Raw genomic sequence first — 17,366 nt, 5'->3', positions numbered from 1 at the left:
GCGAGAATCGGCCACGCTTCGGGCGAAGTGGACCCCCGGGACGGGAACTAGGTAAAGCCTCAGTAAGTTGCAGTAATGGGCTCTACGATCGCGGGGCCCGCTTGACCCGACCGTCCGGCAGCGCGCCGGACGTTCATACGACCGCGAACTTCGAGGTGCGCACGTTGGCTTTCCAGATGCCGGACCGCGGCGGAGGCCCCCCGACCGGGCCACGGATCAGAGTGGGCCGGCCGTCCCGGCGCGTCCGCACCCTGCTCATGACACTCGGCGTGCTGGCGGTGCTGGCCATGGCGTTCGTCATGTTCGCCGGGTTCTGGACGGACTGGTTGTGGTACCGCTCCGTCAATTACTCGTCGGTGTTCACCACCACCCTGTGGACCAAGGTCGGCCTGTTCGCCGTCTTCGGCCTGCTGATGGCGGTCGCGGTCGGCCTGAACATCTGGCTCGCGCACCGGCTGCGCCCGCCGCTGAGCGCGATGTCGCTGGAGCAGCAGAGCCTCGACCGCTACCGCATGGGCATCGCCCCGTACAAGAAGTGGGTGCTGCTCGCGATCACCGCCCTCGTCGGGCTGATCGCCGGCGCCTCCGCCACCGGCCAGTGGAAGACCTGGCTCCAGTGGGTCAACGGAGTGTCGTTCGGGCAGAAGGACCCCCAGTTCAAGATGGACGTGTCCTTCTACGCGTTCGACCTGCCCTGGTACCGCTTCCTGCTCGGCTTCGGCTTCGCGGCCGTCGTGCTCTCCCTGATCGCGGCCGCGCTGACGCACTACCTCTACGGCGGGCTGCGGATCACCAGCCCCGGCGCGCGGGCCACCGCCGCGGCCACCGGCCACCTGTCGGTGCTGCTCGGCCTCTTCGTCTCGCTGAAGGCCGTGGCGTACTGGCTCGACCGGTACGGCCTGGCCGTGAAGTCCAGTGACATCAAGTCCACGGACAACTGGACGGGCCTGCGCTACGTCGACGCCAACGCCTACCTCCCGGCGAAGACGATCCTCTTCTGCATCGCGGTCATCTGCGCCGTGCTCTTCTTCGCGACGCTGTGGCGGCGCACCTGGCAGCTGCCGGTCATCGGCTTCGGCCTGATGGTCCTCTCCGCGATCCTGATCGGCGGGCTGTACCCGGCCATCGTGCAGAAGTTCCAGGTCCAGCCGAACGAGCTGGCCAAGGAGAGCCCGTACATCCAGAAGAACATCGACGCCACGCGCGAGGCGTACGGGATCGACCAGGCGAAGCAACAGGACTACAGCGGCAAGGTCGACCCGAACCGCAAGGCGCAGCAGCGGGCCGCCGCGAATTCGGCCGCCAGCTACCGCGTCGTGGACTCCAACGTGGTCTCGCCCGCCTTCCAGCAGCTCCAGCAGCAGCGCGAGTACTACCAGTTCCCGACGACGCTGGACGTCGACCGCTACCCGGGTCCGGACGGCAAGCCGCAGGACACCGTCATCGGTCTGCGCGAGCTCGACCTCAACGCGATTCCGAAGGAAAAGCGGAACTGGATCAACGACCACTTCAACTACACCCACGGCTACGGAGCGATCGCGGCCAAGGGCACCAGCGTGGTCACCGATCCGAACAAGGGCACGGTCGGATCGCCGGACTTCACCGAGTCCGGGCTGCCGACCACGGGCCAGTTGCCCAAGCACGAGCAGCGGATCTACTACGGCGAGAAGACCGCGCAGTACTCGATCGTCGGCGGCCCCCAGCGGGAGCTGGACTACGAGCCGACCGGCGGTGACACGCAGTACACCAGCTACAAGGGCAAGAGCGGCGTCAGCCTCTCCAACACCCTGAACCGAGCGGCGTACGCGGTGTCCTTCAGCGAGCCCCGGATCCTGTACTCGGGCGCCATCGGCGAGGGCTCGAAGATCCTCTACAACCGCACGCCCAAGGAGCGGGTCGAGGCGGTCGCGCCCTGGCTGACGATCGACGGCGACGCCTATCCGGCGGTCGTCGAGGGCCGGATCCAGTGGATCGTCGACGCGTACACCACGACGAACGGCTATCCCTACGCCTCCCGGACGACGCTCGGCGACACCACCGCCGACTCGCTGACCACCAGCCAACGCGCGGTCGTCGCCCAGCAGAACCAGGTCAACTACATCCGGAACTCGGTCAAGGCCACCGTCGACGCCTACGACGGCTCGGTCAAGCTGTACCAGTGGGACACCAAGGACCCGGTGCTGAAGACCTGGATGAAGGCGTTCCCCGGCACGGTGAAGCCCAAGGGCGACATCAGCCCGGAGCTGAAGTCCCACCTGCGCTACCCGCAGGACATGTTCAAGGTCCAGCGCGAGCTGCTGACCCGGTACCACGTCACCGAGCCCGACCAGTTCTACAGCGGCTCGGACGCCTGGCAGGTGCCGGACGACCCGACGAACAAGAAGGACACCAGCGCGGTCCCGCCGTACTACCTCAGCCTGAAGATGCCGGGCGACGAGGAGCAGAAGTTCTCGCTGACGACGACGTTCACGCCGTCCGGCCGGCCGAACCTCAGCGCGTACATGGCAGTGGACGCGGACGCCAACAGTCCGGACTACGGCTCCATCAGACTCCTGAGAGTCACCGGGACCGTCCAGGGCCCGTCGCAGGTGCAGAGCGAGTTGAACGGCGTGCCCGAAGTCGCCACGTTCGTCCGTGACCTCAGAGGCACCGACTCCGACATCGAGTACGGAAACCTGCTGACGATCCCCTTGGACGGCGGCTTCCTGTACGTCGAGCCGGTCTATGCGCGCGGTGGCAGCGCGAACTATCCGCTGTTGAAGAAGGTGGCCGTCGCCTACGGCGGTGGCAAACCGGTCTTCAAGGACAGTCTGACGGAGTCGTTGGACGCGGCCTTCGGGCAGCAGACGGCCGAGGAGCCACCACCGGGCGAGGACACGACCAAGCCGCCGACGACGCCGCCGACCACCCCGCCGGGGGCGAACGACCCGGCGACGAAGAAGGCCATCGAGGACGTGCTGAAGGCGTACGACGAGGTGAACTCCGTCCTGAAGAAGGACCCGACGGACCGCGAGGCCGTCGGCCGGGCGGAGGACCAGCTCGACGCGGCGCTCGAACGGCTGGCCGCGGCACAGCGGGGCGCTGCCGCCCCACCGGCCGCGCCACCGGCGGGCACCAAGTCGCCACCGGCGACCCAGGCGTCATAGCCGGCGCCGATGCTGTGAGCAGGTTCCATCCCGCGTCGTGATAGTGTCAGAACACACCGACGCGGGGTGGAGCAGCTCGGTAGCTCGCTGGGCTCATAACCCAGAGGTCGCAGGTTCAAATCCTGTCCCCGCTACTGAATCGAAGAGGGCCCGGATCCTTTTGAGGATCCGGGCCCTCTTCGTGCGCATGTGCACCCGGCGGAAGGGTGCGGGGGCCGGAACGCGGAGAACTCGACGCCGAGAACTGCGCGCGCCGACGGGCAAGTTGGGCCCGAGAGTGTTTGACTTATCTCTCTGTGGGCATGTCGACAAAACGCTGAAGTGACCTCACTGGCTGCGATATACCAGATGTACGCGGGTTGCGGGTGGTGCGACGATGGAATTTATGGGGGACAGGGCAACTCTGTTGGAGACAGGGCGGTTTGTGCAGCGTCATGCTGGAACCGCAGCAGATGCACCGCATGTGACGACGAACACTGGTGCTCCTGATGCTGGCGGTGCCAGTGTTGACGCTGTGGAGACCGCCGGTACGGAAGCGCGGCACCGCCGGGCGGCAGACGGCGGCGACACCGCTTCCATGAGCGTGCTCGGTGCGCTGTTGCTGCGCCGCGGCGACCTCGACGACGCCGAGCCGTATCTGCGGTCCGCGACGGCCGCGGGGGACCGGGCCGCCGCGAACAACCTCGGCGTGCTGCTGCACCAGCGGGGCTATCCGGAGGAGGCGGCCGGCTGGTGGCGCGTCGCCGCCGTCGCCGGGTCCGCCGCCGCGGCGCACGCGCTCGGGCGGCACTTCCGCGAGCGCGGCGACGAGCCCGCCGCGGAGTACTGGCTGCGCCAGTCCGCCGAGCAGGGACACGCCCTCGGTGCGTACGCGCTCGCCGACCTGCTGGAGCACCGCGGCGACGTGGGGACCGAGCGGTGGCTGCGGGCCGCCGCCGAGCGGGGGCACCGGGAGGCGTCGTACCGCCTCGCCCGGATCCTGGACCTGCGCGCGGCCGAGGAGACCCGGGCGCCCGGTGCGCTGGACCGCGGCGAGCCCGCGGCCCGCGCCGCGCTGGGCGTCCACACCGAGTCCGGGATCCGTACGGAGTTCGGCTTCCGGCCCGAGACCGGCTTCCGCGGCGAGCCCGGGTCCCGTACCGACATCCCCGTCTCCCGCACGGGCGAGGTGGACGGGGACGGGGAGCGGGGCCGTACGGACACGTCGACCCGCAACCGCCCCAAGGGGCCGCTGTCCCCGCTCGACGAGGCCGCCCAGTGGTACCGGCAGGCCGCGGCGCGCGGCCACCGGCGCGCCGCGCTGCACCTCGGCGCCATCTTGGAGAAGCGCGGCGAACTGAAGGAGGCCGGCCGCTGGTACCTCACCTCCGCGAAGGACGGCGAGGCCCGGGCGGCGTGCGCCCTCGGCTTCCTGTTGCGCGACGCCGGGGACGAGGAGAGCGCCGCGATCTGGTGGCTGCGCGCCGCGCAGGAGGGCGACGGGAACGCCGCCAACGCGCTGGGCGCGCTGCACGCCGCCCGCGGCGAGCCGCAGACCGCCGAGCGCTGGTACCGCGCCGCGATGACCGCGGGCGACGTCAACGGCGCGTACAACCTCGGCCTGCTCTGCGCGGCCCAGGGCCGGATAGCCCAGGCGGAGCAGTGGTACCGCCAGGCCGCCTACGCCGGCCACCGCGAGGCCGCGAACGCGCTCGCCGTACTGCTCCTCCAGGCGGGCGACGCGCTCGGCGCCGAGCCGTGGTTCTCCAAGGCCGCGGAGGCCGGCAGCGTCGACGCCGCGTTCAACCTCGGCATCCTCTACGTCGGCCGGGACGACGACCGCACCGCGCTGGTCTGGTACGAGCGCGCCGCGGCCGCCGGGCACACCGAGGCGGCGCTCCAGGTCGGCATAGCGCGGCTGCGCGAGGGCGACGAGCGGACCGCCGAGCGGCACCTGCGGTGCGCCGCCGGCGGCGGGAGCGCGGAGGCGGCCTTCCGCCTGGCCACGCTCCTCGACGCGCGTCAACCGCCGCAGAGCCGGCCCGTGCTGGGCGAGGCGGCGGTGGGCGAGAAGACCGAGTGCGAGGAGTGGTACGAGCGCGCCGCAGAGCAGGGGCACCGCCGGGCGCAGGTCCGGGTCGGGATGCTCGCCGCCGCGCGGGGCGACCTGGGCGAGGCCGCGCGGTGGTACCGAGAGGCCGCCGAGGCGGGCAGCCGCAACGGCGCGTTCAACCTCGGACTGTTGCTCGCCCGCGAGGGGAACGAGCGGGAGGCCGCCCTCTGGTGGACCCGGGCGGCGCGCGCGGGCCACGGGCGGGCCGCCCTGCGCCTGGCGCTGCTGGCCGCCCGGCGCGGCGAGCTGGCCGAGGGCAAGCGCTGGTGCGCCCTGGCAGTGGAGCTGGGCCCGGCGGAGGTCGCGGAGCGGGCGGCCCGCCTCCAGGAGGCGCTGCACCAGGAGCTGACCGCGTGAGGGCGTCCACGGGGTCCCGTGTGACGCTCTCTCCCCCGTATCCCTTCGGGTGCGGGGGAGAGCTCCTGCGTCCCCGGTGTCCGCGGCGCCCCGGCTCGGCGGGTGGTCGGAAGCGATTTGCACTGGCCGGTCGGAGCAACGTAGTGTGGTGTTCACCGACGCGGGGTGGAGCAGCTCGGTAGCTCGCTGGGCTCATAACCCAGAGGTCGCAGGTTCAAATCCTGTCCCCGCTACTGAAGACGGCGGTCCGGTACTCATCGAGTACCGGGCCGCCGTCGCATGTGTGTGCGTGCGCCAATGGCGCGCCGCGCTCGTGCGCGGCGCGTGTTGCGGGAGGGGTGCGGGTGCTGCGCTGCGTCGTTACGCGCAGCTCGGACAGACGCCGCGGTACGTGACCTCGACGTCCGAGACCGTGAAGCCGAAGCGCTCCGACTCGGGCAGGTCCGCCAGGGGGTTGCCGGCCGGGCGCACGTCACGGATGGCGCCGCAGCGGGCGCAGACCAGGTGGTGGTGCGGGCGGTGGGCGTTCGGGTCGTACCGCTTGGCGCGGCGGTCGGTCGCCACTTCCAGGACTTCGCCGAGCGAGACCAGCTCACCGAGAGTGTTGTAGACCGTCGCGCGGGAGATCTCCGGCAGCTTCTCCGTCGCCCGTGCGTGCACCTCGTCGGCCGTCAGGTGGACGTGGTCGCCGTCGAGGACCTCCGCGACGACGCGCCGCTGCGCGGTCATGCGCCAGCCGCGTCCGCGGAGTCGTTCCAACAGGTCACTCATAAGGACCAGCCTAACAGTGAGGGGAACCAAGTCCCGAACGGGTGTGACTTTGGAAGCTCACTTGACTTAGACAAAGTCCATCGTAGGATCGAGACCGGCGAACGCCAAGGGACAGAGACACACGCGGATGACGCAGGAGGCGCACGTGACGACGCAGGGACCGCTCACCACGGAGGCCGGGGCGCCGGTTGCCGACAATCAGAACAGCGAGACCGCGGGCGTCGGCGGGCCTGTTCTCGTCCAGGACCAGCTGCTGCTGGAGAAGCTCGCGCACTTCAACCGGGAGCGCATCCCGGAGCGCGTGGTCCACGCGCGCGGCGCCGGTGCCTACGGCACCTTCACCGTCACGAGGGACGTCTCGCAGTGGACGCGCGCCGCCTTCCTCTCCGAGGTCGGCAAGGAGACGGAGACGTTCCTCCGCTTCTCGACGGTCGCGGGCAACCTCGGTGCGGCGGACGCGGTGCGCGACCCGCGCGGCTTCGCGTTGAAGTTCTACACCGAAGAGGGCAACTACGACCTGGTCGGGAACAACACCCCGATCTTCTTCATCAAGGACGCCATCAAGTTCCCGGACTTCATCCACACCCAGAAGCGCGACCCGTACACCGGCTCGCAGGAGGCGGACAACGTCTGGGACTTCTGGGGCCTTTCGCCCGAGTCGACGCACCAGGTGACCTGGCTGCACGGCGACCGCGGCATCCCCGCCTCGTACCGCCACATGAACGGCTACGGCTCGCACACCTACCAGTGGACGAACGAGGCCGGCGAGGTCTTCTGGGTCAAGTACCACTTCAAGACCGACCAGGGCATCAAGACGCTGACCGCGGCCGAGGCCAACAAGCTCGCGGGTGAGGACCCGGACAGCCACCAGCGCGACCTGCGCGAGTCGATCGAGCGCGGGGAGTTCCCCTCCTGGACCGTGCAGGTGCAGATCATGCCGGCGGCCGAGGCGGCGAACTACCGCTTCAACCCGTTCGACCTGACCAAGGTCTGGCCGCACGAGGACTACCCGCCGATCGAGATCGGCAAGCTGGAGCTCAACCGGAACCCGGAGAACATCTTCGCCGAGGTCGAGCAGTCCATCTTCAGCCCCGCGCACTTCGTGCCGGGCATCGGCCCCTCCCCGGACAAGATGCTCCAGGGCCGGCTCTTCGCGTACGGCGACGCCCACCGCTACCGCGTCGGCATCAACGCCGACCACCTGCCGGTGAACCGCCCGCACGCCACCGAGGCACGCACCAACAGCCGGGACGGCTTCCTCTACGACGGCCGACACAAGGGCGCGAAGAACTACGAGCCGAACAGCTTCGGCGGCCCCTTCCAGACCGACCGTCCGCTGTGGGCGGCCACCCAGGTCACCGGGGCGACGGGCACCCACGAGGCGCCCGGCCACGCCGAGGACGACGACTTCGTGCAGGCGGGCAACCTCTACCGGCTGATGTCGGAGGACGAGAAGTCCCGACTGATCGAGAACCTGGCCGGCGGGATCGCCGGGGTGTCGCGCGACGACATCGCCGAGCGCGCGATCAACAACTTCCGCCAGGCGGACGGTGACTTCGGCAAGCGGCTGGAGGCCGCGGTCCAGGCCCTGCGCGGCTGACGGGCGCTTGTCGTAGGAGGAGGGCCGGGCCCGTCGCACTCGCGACGGGGCCGGCCCTCCCGCATGTGCCGGTCGTCGGTCGTGCTCAGCCCACCAGGGTGGTGTGGCGGCGACGGTCCGGGGCCCAGCAGCGGACGATGTCGCGTACGGAGACGACGCCGACGGGGCCTTCGTCGTCCAGCACGATCAGGTGTCGGAAGCCGCCGTGGGCCATGGCCTCGGCCGCGTCCTCCAGCGACCACGACGGCACGGCGAAGACGACGTCGGTGGTGGTGTGGGCGCCCGCGGTCTCCAGGTCCGGGTTCTCCCCGGTGCCCACCGACGTGAGGATGTCGCGCTCGGTGATGATGCCCATGCACTCGGCGTCGGTGTCGAGGACCACGGCCGCGCCGACCCGGTGCGCGGCCATCAGGCGGGCGGCCTGACGAAGGGTGTGAGCTGGCCCGATGGTGAGGACCACCGTGCTCATGGCGTCACGGACGAGCATGAAGGGAGCCACCTCCTAGGGGGACCGGTTCTTTAGAGAACCGATTCACAAGTTCACAAGTGGGGTGACTTTCAGAGTTGCAGGTCGAGGAGGAGGCAGCAAGGGGGTGGGCCCGGCCTTCCGGACCGGGCCCGTGACGTGCGCCGCGCGAGGGGGGCGCCCCCGGCGGGTCCTCAGGCGCCGCGGCTGCCCACGTACCCCAGCAGCTCGTCGTGGAGCAGCCCGTTCGACGCCGCGGCATTGCCGCCGTGCGGGCCGGGGCGCCCGTCGAGCCCGGTGAACGTCCCCCCCGCCTCCTGCACGACGATCACGTTCGCCGCCATGTCCCACAGCGAAAGCTCCGGCTCGGCGCAGATGTCCACCGAACCCTCGGCGACCATCATGTACGGCCAGAAGTCGCCGTAGCCGCGGGTGCGCCAGCAGGCGCGGGTCAGGTCCAGGAAGCCGTCCAACCGTCCCCGCTCCTCCCAGCCGGTCAGCGAGGAGTACGCGAACGAGGCGTCCTCGATCCGTCCCACCCGGGACACGTGGATGCGGGAGGCAGAGGTGAGGGAGCGGCCGGTGTACGCGCCGGCGCCCCGCGCGGCCCACCAGCGCCGCCCCAGCGCGGGCGCGGAGACGACCCCGACGACCGGCTCGAACCCGTCGTCGCCCGCCACCATCAGGGAGATCAGCGTCGCCCACACGGGCACGCCGCGGACGTAGTTCTTCGTGCCGTCGATCGGGTCGACGACCCAGCGGCGCGGGCCGGTGCCCGCCGTGCCGAACTCCTCGCCGACGACCGCGTCCCGCGGCCGGGCCCGCTGGAGGTGGCCGCGGATCAACTCCTCGGCCGCGCGGTCGGCCTCGCTCACCGGCGTCATGTCCGGCTTGGTCTCGACCTTGAGGTCGATCGCTTTGAAGCGGTCCATGGTGGCGGCGTCGGCCGCATCCGCGAGTACGTGGGCGAGGCGCAGGTCATCGTGGTAATCGGCCATGATCCTCACTCTATCGACCCGGTGCGGACGCGCGTCGGCCCCGGATCCGCCCCGGACCGGCCCCGGATCGGGCCCCGCGCAGAGCCGCGAAGGGGTCGCACGAAGGCCCCCGGGGGTCGCTCCCGAAGGCTCCACTCCGCCCCCGACGCGGCCCTTGACACCCACGGACGGCCCGTCAACTCTGGGCGCAGTGCCCTGCGGTCGGGAGGTGCCGGTGCCCACAGCACGAGAGTCCCTGCTGAGTGCCGCACTGCTGGCGCTCGATCGACGTCCCTGGTCAGCGGTGCGGATGGTGGACGTGGCGGCCGCCGCCGGCGTCTCCCGGCAGACGCTGTACAACGAGTTCGGCGGCAAGGACGGCCTGGCGCGTGCGCTGGTGCGGCGGGAGGCCGACGCGTACTTCCACGGGATGGACCGCCTGCTGTACGACCGGCCCGGATACGCACCCCCGGGCAGCGCCGTCCTCAACGGCACCGGCGGCAACGGCGCCGGGGTGGTCGACCGGCTGGTCGCCGTCGCGGAGTGGACGGTCGCCCAGGCGCGGGCGAGGCCCCTGCTGCGCGCGCTGCTCACGGGCTGCTGGGGCGAGCAGTTGCCGGCCCCGGGCCCCGTCGGGCCCGGGGCGCCGCAGGGCGGGGCGCCGGCGCAGCGCCGCGCGGACGCGGGCCCGCCCGACCCCGCCGACCTGGCCGCGGCGATACGGGACCGCTCCCTGGCGGCGCTGTCGTCGCTGGCTTCGCAGTCGGAGCCGGCCAGTGGCCGGGGCGGCGGCCGGGGCACCGGTGGGAGCGGTCGCACGCCGGAGGAGGTCGCCGTGCTCGCGTACCGCTGCGAGGTCGCGGTCCGGCTCGCGCTGTCGTACGTGGTGGCCCCGGACGGTGCCGGGGTCGGCTCGATCGTACGGACCGCGGTCGGGCGCCCGTTCTGAGCGCCGCGGCCCCCGCGGCGGGGACTCAGTGCGTGGAGCCGGAGAGTTGGAGGCCGATGACGCCCACGATCACCAGCGTGATGGAGACGATCTTCAGCGTCGAGACCAGGTCGCCGAGGAAGACCATGCCGTAGATCGCCGTGCCGGCCGCGCCGATGCCCGTCCACACCGCGTACGCCGGGCCCACGTCCAGCCGCTTCAGCGCCAGGGTCAACAGGCCGAAGCTGCCGAGGGCGAAGGCCGCGAAGGCGACGGTGGGCCACAGTCGGGTGAATCCGTGGGAGAGCTTCAGACAGACCGCGAAGCCGGTTTCGAGAATCCCGGCGACCACCACGAGCAGCCACGCCATGGAAAGTGCCTCCCCAACAGTCGGTGACTGCTTCGTCGGACTTTGATGCGATTATGCACTTACCAACATCAGTAGCCCGCAAACCTTCCCGGAGCGCTGCACTGCGCGTCGCAGCCGCCCCACCCGCCCCGCTGAACCGGGTGTGACCAGCGACGTCAGTCGCCCTCGCGCCGCTCGCGGGTGGCGAGAAGTCGCCGCAGCGACACCAGGCGCGCCGGGTCGGCGTGGCCTTCGGCCACCCAGGCGTCGAGCGCGCAGTCGGGCTCGTCGTGACTGCACGCGCGCGGACAGTTCTCCGTGCCGGGCTCCAGGTCGGGGAAGGCGTGGATGACGCGCGCCGGGTCGACGTGGTGCAGCCCGAAGGACCGCACGCCCGGGGTGTCGATCACCCAGCCGCCGTCGTCGCCGGTGAGCGGGAGCGCCAGCGCGGAGGTGGTGGTGTGCCGGCCGCGCCCGGTGACGGCGTTGACGTGGCCGGTACTGCGCCGGCGGTCCTTCGGCACCAGCGCGTTGACCAGCGTCGTCTTGCCGACGCCGGAGTGGCCGACGAAGGCGGTGGTGCGGCCCCTCAGGTGCTGGAGCACCAGGTCGGCCGCCACGCCGTCCTCGAACTCCTCGCGGGTGGTGACGATGTAAGGGACGCCGAGCGCGCCGTACATCGCCAGCAGCTCGTCCGGGGGCGCCAGGTCCGACTTCGTCAGCACCAGCAGCGGATCGAGCCCGCCGTCGAACGCGGCGACGAGGCAGCGGTCGATCAGCCGGGGGCGCGGCTCGGGGTCGGCGAGCGCGGTGACGACGGCCAGTTGGTCGGCGTTGGCGACGACCACCCGCTCGTACGGGTCGTCGTCGTCCGCGGTGCGGCGCAGCACCGAGGTGCGGGGCTCGATCCGGACGATGCGGGCGAGGGTGTCCTTGGCGCCGGACAGGTCCCCGACGAGGGCGACCCGGTCCCCGACCACGGCCGCCTTGCGGCCCAGCTCGCGGGCCTTCATGGCGACCACGACCCGGTCGTCGACCAGGCAGGTCAGCCGGCCGCGGTCGACGGTGAGGACCATCCCCTCGGAGGCGTCCTCGTGCTTGGGTCGGATGTTCGTCCGCGGGCGGTTGCCCTTGCGGTTGGGACGTACCCGGATGTCGTCCTCGTCGGGGTTCTTGCCGTAGCGCCGCATGACCTCAGTTCCCGTTCAGCTCTCGGCCCCCGCCGTCCGGTCCGCGCCGAGCATGGCGGACCACATCGCCGGGAAGTCGGGCAGCGTCTTCGCGGTGGTGGCGACGTTCTCGATCTCCACGCCCTCGACGGCGAGCCCGATGATCGAGCCGGCGGTGGCCATCCGGTGGTCGTCGTACGTGTGGAAGACGCCGCCGTGCAGCGGGCGCGGGCGGATGTGGAGGCCGTCCTCGGTCTCCGTCACGTCGCCGCCGAGCCCGTTGATCTCCTTGGTGAGCGCGGCCAGCCGGTCCGTCTCGTGCAGCCGCAGGTGGGCCACGCCGCGCAGGGTGGACGGCGAGTCGGCGAGGGCGGCGACCGCCGCGATGCCGGGGGTCAGCTCGCCGACCTCGCTCAGGTCCACGTCGATGCCGTGCACCCGGCCGCTGCCGGTGAACGTCAGGCCCAGGTCGGTGAGTTCGCAGGCGCCACCCATCTCGGTGAAGATCCGGCGCAGGGCGTCACCGGGCTGGGTGGTGCGCTCGGGCCAGTCGGGGACGGTGACCCGGCCGCCGGTGATCAGGGCCGCGGCCAGGAAGGGCTGGGCGTTCGACAGGTCGGGCTCGATGGTCAGGTCGCGGCCGAGCAGCGCGGAGGGGGAGACCCGCCAGACGTTGGGCTCGCCGCCGGTCTCGGGCTCGTCGACCTGGGCGCCGACCGCGCGCAGCATGTCGACCGTCATGCGGATGTGCGGCATGGAGGGCAGCCGGGCGCCCACGTGCCGGACCTCGACGCCCTGGTTGAAGCGGGGGGCGGAGAGCAGCAGGGCGGAGACGAACTGGGACGAGGAGGAGGCGTCGATCTCCACGGGCCCGCCGTCCAGGGCGCCGCCGCCGTGCACGGTGAGGGGGAGCGCGCCCCGGCCGTCGTCGTCGATCCGGGCGCCGAGGGCGCGCAGCGCGTCGATCACGCCGTGCAGCGGGCGTTCGTACGACCGGGGGTCGCCGTCGAAGCGGACGGGGCCGTCGGCGAGGGTGGCGACGGGCGGCAGGAAGCGCATCACGGTGCCGGCGTTGCCGACGTCGACCGTGGCGGGGCCGTGCAGCCCGGCGGGGATGACGCGCCAGCTCTCGCCCTCGCCGTCGGGGCCGACGCCCTCTTCGATGCCGACGCCGAGGGCCCGCAGCCCCTCGGCCATCAGCAGGCTGTCGCGGGAGCGCAGCGGGCGGCGCAGCCAGCCGGGCTCGGCGGCCAGCGCGGCCAGCACCAGGGCGCGGTTGGTGACCGACTTGGATCCGGGCACGGTGACGGTCGCGTCGACGGCGCCGGTCGCGTACGGAGCGGGCCAGAGGGCGGGGGCGTGGTGCACGGAGGCTTCGGTCATGGCCAATACTTTAGTGGCTCGGGCCGGGCCTCGATCTTGATCAAATGCGTGGAAACAGGGGCGTAACCGGCATGTGATAACGAAGTGCCTGAACGGCCCTCACGATGCGTGATCGGCGCTCCGGGCGTCGTCGAAGCGGGAGACGGGCGGCACGCAGCAGGGCTCGACCACAGGGGTCGACCGCGGGTCGACCGCAGATCGACCAAGAGGCGACCAAGAGGCGACCAAGGGCCGATCGGGAGGCGGTCGGGAAGCGATCAGAGGTCGAGCATCCAGCGACCGCCGCCGATCAGCGAGCAGATCGACACCGCGTGGAAGAGCAGCAGCCACAGCCCCGCGGGGACGTTCGTCAGCCGGGAGAGCTGGTCGGCGTCCGAGTCGGGCGCCTCGCCGTGGCGCCGCTTGGCCTGGAGCTCGAAGGCCGGGCGCACCCCGCCCAGCAGCAGGAACCACACCGCCGCGTACGCGAACCCGGCCTGCACCTCCGCATCGGCCAGCCAGGAGACCAGGAAGAAGAGCGCGCCGGTGAGGATCACGGTGAGCGCCCCGTACGCGTTCCGGATCATCACCAGCATCCCCAGCAGCAGGGCGGTGGCCAGCCACAGCAGCAGGGTGATGTGGCCGGCGGTCAGCAGCCAGGCGCCGCCCAGGCCCAGCAGGGGCGGCGCGGTGTACCCGGCCGCGGCGGTCAGGACCATGCCGAGCCCGGTCGGCCGGCCGCGGCTGACGGTCAGGCCGCTGGTGTCGGAGTGCAGCCGGATGCCCTCCAGGGTGCGGCCGGTGAGCAGGGCCACCAGGCCGTGGCCACCCTCGTGGGCGATGGTGACGGCGTTCCGCGACAGCCGCCATATGGGGTTGGGGACGACGGCGATCAGCGCGAGCGCCCCGGCGACCACCACCCCCCACTGCTCGGGCGCCGGCTGGGTGCCGACCAGCCGGTCCCAGAGGTCGCCGAAGGAGGTGCTGCCGAGCGTGAGGCCGGTCCCCTGCTCGGCGGGGAGTCCGACGGCGGAAGCGGAATGGGTCCTATCCATTTGCGGGGCGGCTCCTTGCTCGGCGGGCGGGAGTGGCAGTGTGGCACTCATGTGTGGACGTTATGCGGCGAGCCGACAGCCCGAGGACCTGGTCACCATCTTCGACGTCCAGAAGTGGGAGCCGGAGGAGACCCTCGCCCCGGACTACAACGTGGCCCCCACCAAGCAGGTCCACGCGATACTCGAACGCCCACTGAAAGACGCGGACGACCCCCGTCCGGTTCGTCAGCTGCGCGCCCTGAAGTGGGGCCTGGTCCCGTCCTGGGCCAAGTCGCCGGAGGGCGCGGCCCGGATGATCAACGCGCGCGCGGAGACGGTCCACGAGAAGCCGTCCTTCCGGCGCCCTTTCGCCGCCCGCCGCTGCATTCTCCCCGCCGACGGCTACTTCGAGTGGGTCACCGCCGCCGAGGAGCGCAAGCTGGAGGAGCAGGGCCGGAAGAAGCGGCCCCGCAAGCAGCCGTACTTCGTCACGCCCGCCGACGGGTCCGTCTTCGCGATGGCCGGCCTGTACGAGTTCTGGCGCGACCGGACCCTGCCCGACGACCACCCCCAGGCGTGGTGGGCCACCTGCACCGTCATCACCACGGAGGCCGAGAAGGGCCCGCTCGGCGTCGCGCCGGCCGAAGGACCCGGCTCGCTCGCCGAGATCCACCCGCGGATGCCGCTGATGCTCACCCCCGACCGCTGGGACGCCTGGCTTGACCCGTCCCGTACGGACGTCGAAGACCTCACCGCGCTGCTGGCGCCGCCGCCGGAGGGGCTGATGCGGGCGTACCCGGTGACCACCGCCGTCAGCAACGTCCGCAACAACGGCCCCGAGCTGCTGGCCGAACTGGAGGCGCCGGAAGAGGGCACGCTCTTCTGACGCGCCGGGCTGCCAACCCGCCGGACTTCTGACGCTCCTCGCGCGCTCGCCTTGCTGACGCGCCCGCGCACCGCCACCCCCGCGCCACCGCCCCCGCACCCCCGGCCGTTCGGCAGGATGGCCGCGTGAGTACGAACGAGAACGCAGCCGCCGTCGAAGAAGAGGTCTCCACCCCGGCCGGCACCGCCCGCATCACCTGGCACCGCGCCACCGCCCCGCGGCTGGTGCTCGCCCTCGGCCACGGCGCCGGCGGCGGCATCGCCGCCCACGACCTCCAGGCCCTCGCCCGGGCCCTGCCCGCCGACGGCGTCACCGTCGCCCTGGTCGAACAGCCCTGGCGGGTGGCCGGCAAGAAGGTCGCCCCCGCCCCCAAGACGCTCGACGAGGGCTGGCGCGGCCTGTGGCCCGCCCTGGCTGCCGCGGGACCGCCCGTCGTCGCCGGCGGACGCAGCGCCGGCGCCCGCGTCGCCTGCCGTACGGGCAGCGCGCTCGGCGCCCGCGCCGTACTCGCCCTCAGCTTCCCGCTGCACCCGCCGGGCCGTCCAGAGAAGTCCCGGGCCGACGAACTGTCGGGGACCGGCCTGCCCACCCTCGTCGTCCAGGGCGCGAACGACCCCTTCGGCAACCCGGACGAATTCCCCGCCGGCGACCACGCCCTCGTCGCCGTCCCGGACGCGGACCACTCCTTCAAGGTGCCCAAGCGCTCCGGCCGCACCGAAGCCGAGACCGTGACCACCATCACCGACGCGGTGCGCCGTTGGCTGCGGGAACTGCCGTGACCCCGGCGCGGCCCGGGAATGCCCGGGTGCCCGGCTCTGTTGAGCCGAATACCCGAGCATCACGACAGCACCACCGCGCAAGCAGCCAGCCGGCCACCAAGCAGAGCATGGAGTAGGAGTCCTTCGCATGGGTTCGACCATCTGCCCCCGCCGTCCGCACGCCGCTGACCTGGAGTGGACCGTGCTCTCGGCGGCCGCCGCCGCCCCCGAGCGGGCGAAGGGCGCGGTCGATCACCGAGAGCCCGCCGCCGCAGGTCGACTATTCTCCGATTCGAGCGGGTCCGCACTCGGACTCGCCACCGGGTTGGAGGAGGTGGGTCCGGTCACTGGGACCGACGCAGGGACCGACGGCGGCCAGGCGGAGCAGGCGCGTACGGAGACGGGAGCGTCCGCGGGCGCCGACGCCGCACGGGCGGAGGAGCGCAGCGCGGAGACCACCGCCGAGCGCAACGCCCGCTTCGAGCGGGACGCCCTCGCCTTCCTCGACCAGATGTACTCCGCGGCGCTGCGCATGACGCGCAACCCGGCCGACGCGGAGGACCTGGTGCAGGAGACGTACGCCAAGGCGTACGGGTCGTTCCACCAGTTCCGCGAGGGCACCAACCTCAAGGCGTGGCTCTACCGGATCCTCACCAACACGTTCATCAACTCCTACCGGAAGAAGCAGCGCGAACCCCAGCGCAGCGCCGCCGAGGAGATCGAGGACTGGCAGCTGGCGCGCGCCGAGTCGCACATGTCGACCGGGCTGCGCTCCGCCGAGTCGCAGGCGCTCGACCACCTGCCCGACTCGGACGTGAAGGCCGCGCTCCAGGCCATCCCCGAGGAGTTCCGCATCGCGGTCTATCTCGCGGACGTCGAGGGCTTTGCGTACAAGGAGATCGCGGACATCATGGGTACACCCATCGGGACGGTGATGTCCCGCCTGCACCGGGGCCGGCGCCAACTGCGCGGCATGCTGGAGGACTACGCGCGCGAGCGCGGGCTCGTCCCGGCCGGTGCGGGGGAGTCGAACGAAGTGAAAGGTTCGGGCTCATGAGCTGCGGAGAGCCGCACGAGACGGACTGCTCGGAGGTCCTGGACCACCTCTACGAGCTCCTCGACGGCGAGATGCCCGACGGTGACTGCACCAAGTTCGAAGTGCACTTCGAGGAGTGCTCTCCCTGCCTGGAGATGTACGGGCTGGAGAAGGCCGTCAAGAAGCTGGTCAAGCGCTGCTGCGGCTCGGACGACGTCCCGGCCGACCTGCGCTCCAAGGTGCTCGGCCGGATCGATCTGATCCGCGCCGGACACCCGGTGCCCGACGAGGACGTCACCGTTTCCGGCGCCGAGCCCGCCAAGGACTGACCCGGCCGGCCCACCCCGCTCGCCCCCCTTGCGCCACCGGCGCGCCGCGATCAAAGCGGCGCGCCCTTTCCACGTCCCGTGCCGTTCCCGCATTCACCCGAATGCG

General features: G+C 71.8%; 15 protein-coding genes and 2 tRNA genes. 10 read left to right on the top strand and 7 right to left on the bottom strand.

Annotation, left to right across the window (positions count from 1 at the left end):
• Positions 1-176 precede the first annotated feature (176 nt).
• The 4 genes from ACH4E8_RS02445 to ACH4E8_RS02430 all read left to right on the top strand — a co-directional run bounded on the left by ACH4E8_RS02445 (position 177) and on the right by ACH4E8_RS02430 (position 5,828).
• Positions 177-3,146, top strand: a complete 2,970-nt coding sequence (locus ACH4E8_RS02445) for a UPF0182 family protein (protein WP_398444692.1) — start codon at positions 177-179, stop codon at positions 3,144-3,146.
• A 60-nt stretch (positions 3,147-3,206) separates the two neighbouring features.
• Positions 3,207-3,280: transfer RNA gene (locus ACH4E8_RS02440), tRNA-Met, on the top strand.
• 242 nt (positions 3,281-3,522) lie between these two features.
• Positions 3,523-5,595: a sel1 repeat family protein gene (locus ACH4E8_RS02435; RefSeq protein ID WP_398443555.1), complete on the top strand. Its 2,073-nt coding sequence runs from the start codon at positions 3,523-3,525 to the stop codon at positions 5,593-5,595.
• A 159-nt stretch (positions 5,596-5,754) separates the two neighbouring features.
• Positions 5,755-5,828 (top strand) — tRNA-Met (locus tag ACH4E8_RS02430).
• A gap of 127 nt (positions 5,829-5,955) precedes the next feature.
• Here the strand turns inward: ACH4E8_RS02430 and ACH4E8_RS02425 are convergent.
• On the bottom strand, positions 5,956-6,366 hold the full coding sequence (locus ACH4E8_RS02425; RefSeq protein ID WP_398443553.1) for a Fur family transcriptional regulator: 411 nt from the start codon (positions 6,364-6,366) through the stop codon (positions 5,956-5,958).
• A 127-nt stretch (positions 6,367-6,493) separates the two neighbouring features.
• Here ACH4E8_RS02425 and ACH4E8_RS02420 point away from each other — a divergent pair, with 127 nt between their 5' ends.
• The gene (locus ACH4E8_RS02420; protein ID WP_398443551.1) at positions 6,494-7,966 is read left to right on the top strand and encodes a catalase; all 1,473 of its coding nucleotides are present in this window, start codon (positions 6,494-6,496) and stop codon (positions 7,964-7,966) included.
• An 85-nt stretch (positions 7,967-8,051) separates the two neighbouring features.
• Here the strand turns inward: ACH4E8_RS02420 and ACH4E8_RS02415 are convergent, their stop codons facing one another.
• Positions 8,052-8,453 carry a cyclic nucleotide-binding/CBS domain-containing protein gene (locus tag ACH4E8_RS02415; protein ID WP_398443550.1) on the bottom strand — a complete coding sequence of 134 codons (402 nt, stop codon included), beginning with the start codon at positions 8,451-8,453 and terminating at the stop codon, positions 8,052-8,054.
• 173 nt (positions 8,454-8,626) lie between these two features.
• Positions 8,627-9,430, bottom strand: coding sequence for a histidinol-phosphatase (gene hisN / locus ACH4E8_RS02410; protein WP_398443548.1), 804 nt, complete (start codon positions 9,428-9,430; stop codon positions 8,627-8,629).
• 214 nt (positions 9,431-9,644) lie between these two features.
• On the opposite strand from hisN, the gene ACH4E8_RS02405 reads away from it, so the two are divergent.
• Positions 9,645-10,358 carry a TetR/AcrR family transcriptional regulator gene (locus tag ACH4E8_RS02405; protein WP_398443546.1) on the top strand — a complete coding sequence of 238 codons (714 nt, stop codon included), beginning with the start codon at positions 9,645-9,647 and terminating at the stop codon, positions 10,356-10,358.
• A 25-nt stretch (positions 10,359-10,383) separates the two neighbouring features.
• Here the strand turns inward: ACH4E8_RS02405 and ACH4E8_RS02400 are convergent, their stop codons facing one another.
• The 4 genes from ACH4E8_RS02400 to ACH4E8_RS02385 all read right to left on the bottom strand — a co-directional run bounded on the left by ACH4E8_RS02400 (position 10,384) and on the right by ACH4E8_RS02385 (position 14,272).
• Entirely contained in the window at positions 10,384-10,707 is a 324-nt protein-coding gene (locus tag ACH4E8_RS02400) for a DMT family transporter (protein WP_398443544.1), read from the bottom strand.
• Between the two features lie 155 nt (positions 10,708-10,862).
• Positions 10,863-11,876: a ribosome small subunit-dependent GTPase A gene (gene rsgA, locus ACH4E8_RS02395; protein ID WP_398443542.1), complete on the bottom strand. Its 1,014-nt coding sequence runs from the start codon at positions 11,874-11,876 to the stop codon at positions 10,863-10,865.
• A 15-nt stretch (positions 11,877-11,891) separates the two neighbouring features.
• Positions 11,892-13,238 (bottom strand): 3-phosphoshikimate 1-carboxyvinyltransferase, encoded by a 1,347-nt coding sequence (gene aroA / locus ACH4E8_RS02390; RefSeq protein ID WP_398443540.1) that lies wholly within the window; start codon positions 13,236-13,238, stop codon positions 11,892-11,894.
• Between the two features lie 257 nt (positions 13,239-13,495).
• Positions 13,496-14,272, bottom strand: coding sequence for a M50 family metallopeptidase (locus ACH4E8_RS02385; protein WP_398443538.1), 777 nt, complete (start codon positions 14,270-14,272; stop codon positions 13,496-13,498).
• Between the two features lie 49 nt (positions 14,273-14,321).
• Between ACH4E8_RS02385 and ACH4E8_RS02380 the strand changes: the two genes are divergently transcribed.
• The 4 genes from ACH4E8_RS02380 (at position 14,322) to rsrA (ending at position 17,260) form a co-directional block, all read left to right on the top strand.
• Entirely contained in the window at positions 14,322-15,137 is an 816-nt protein-coding gene (locus ACH4E8_RS02380; protein WP_398443537.1) for an SOS response-associated peptidase, read from the top strand.
• Positions 15,138-15,262: 125 nt separating this feature from the next.
• Positions 15,263-15,916 (top strand): alpha/beta family hydrolase, encoded by a 654-nt coding sequence (locus ACH4E8_RS02375; protein ID WP_398443535.1) that lies wholly within the window; start codon positions 15,263-15,265, stop codon positions 15,914-15,916.
• A 313-nt stretch (positions 15,917-16,229) separates the two neighbouring features.
• The gene (locus tag ACH4E8_RS02370) at positions 16,230-16,952 is read left to right on the top strand and encodes a sigma-70 family RNA polymerase sigma factor (protein ID WP_398444690.1); all 723 of its coding nucleotides are present in this window, start codon (positions 16,230-16,232) and stop codon (positions 16,950-16,952) included.
• On the top strand, positions 16,949-17,260 hold the full coding sequence (gene rsrA / locus ACH4E8_RS02365) for a mycothiol system anti-sigma-R factor (RefSeq protein WP_398443533.1): 312 nt from the start codon (positions 16,949-16,951) through the stop codon (positions 17,258-17,260). The genes ACH4E8_RS02370 and rsrA overlap by 4 nt, the downstream gene beginning before the upstream one ends.
• The last annotated feature ends 106 nt before the right edge of the window (positions 17,261-17,366 follow it).

The sequence above is a fragment of the Streptomyces sp. NPDC017979 genome (assembly GCF_044328175.1).
Lineage (GTDB): Bacteria > Actinomycetota > Actinomycetes > Streptomycetales > Streptomycetaceae > Streptomyces.
This window is presented reverse-complemented; position numbering and strand designations above follow the sequence as displayed.

Bases quoted from the DNA above. Each gene is read 5' to 3' on its own strand.
- ACH4E8_RS02445 (WP_398444692.1), top strand. From the start codon at position 177: ATGCCGGACCGCGGCGGAGGCCCCCCGACCGGGCCACGGATCAGAGTG.
- ACH4E8_RS02435 (WP_398443555.1), top strand. From the start codon at position 3,523: ATGGAATTTATGGGGGACAGGGCAACTCTGTTGGAGACAGGGCGGTTT.
- ACH4E8_RS02425 (WP_398443553.1), bottom strand. From the start codon at position 6,366: ATGAGTGACCTGTTGGAACGACTCCGCGGACGCGGCTGGCGCATGACC.
- ACH4E8_RS02420 (WP_398443551.1), top strand. From the start codon at position 6,494: ATGACGCAGGAGGCGCACGTGACGACGCAGGGACCGCTCACCACGGAG.
- ACH4E8_RS02415 (WP_398443550.1), bottom strand. From the start codon at position 8,453: ATGCTCGTCCGTGACGCCATGAGCACGGTGGTCCTCACCATCGGGCCA.
- hisN (WP_398443548.1), bottom strand. From the start codon at position 9,430: ATGGCCGATTACCACGATGACCTGCGCCTCGCCCACGTACTCGCGGAT.
- ACH4E8_RS02400 (WP_398443544.1), bottom strand. From the start codon at position 10,707: ATGGCGTGGCTGCTCGTGGTGGTCGCCGGGATTCTCGAAACCGGCTTC.
- rsgA (WP_398443542.1), bottom strand. From the start codon at position 11,876: ATGCGGCGCTACGGCAAGAACCCCGACGAGGACGACATCCGGGTACGT.
- aroA (WP_398443540.1), bottom strand. From the start codon at position 13,238: ATGACCGAAGCCTCCGTGCACCACGCCCCCGCCCTCTGGCCCGCTCCG.
- ACH4E8_RS02385 (WP_398443538.1), bottom strand. From the start codon at position 14,272: ATGGATAGGACCCATTCCGCTTCCGCCGTCGGACTCCCCGCCGAGCAG.
- ACH4E8_RS02380 (WP_398443537.1), top strand. From the start codon at position 14,322: ATGTGTGGACGTTATGCGGCGAGCCGACAGCCCGAGGACCTGGTCACC.
- rsrA (WP_398443533.1), top strand. From the start codon at position 16,949: ATGAGCTGCGGAGAGCCGCACGAGACGGACTGCTCGGAGGTCCTGGAC.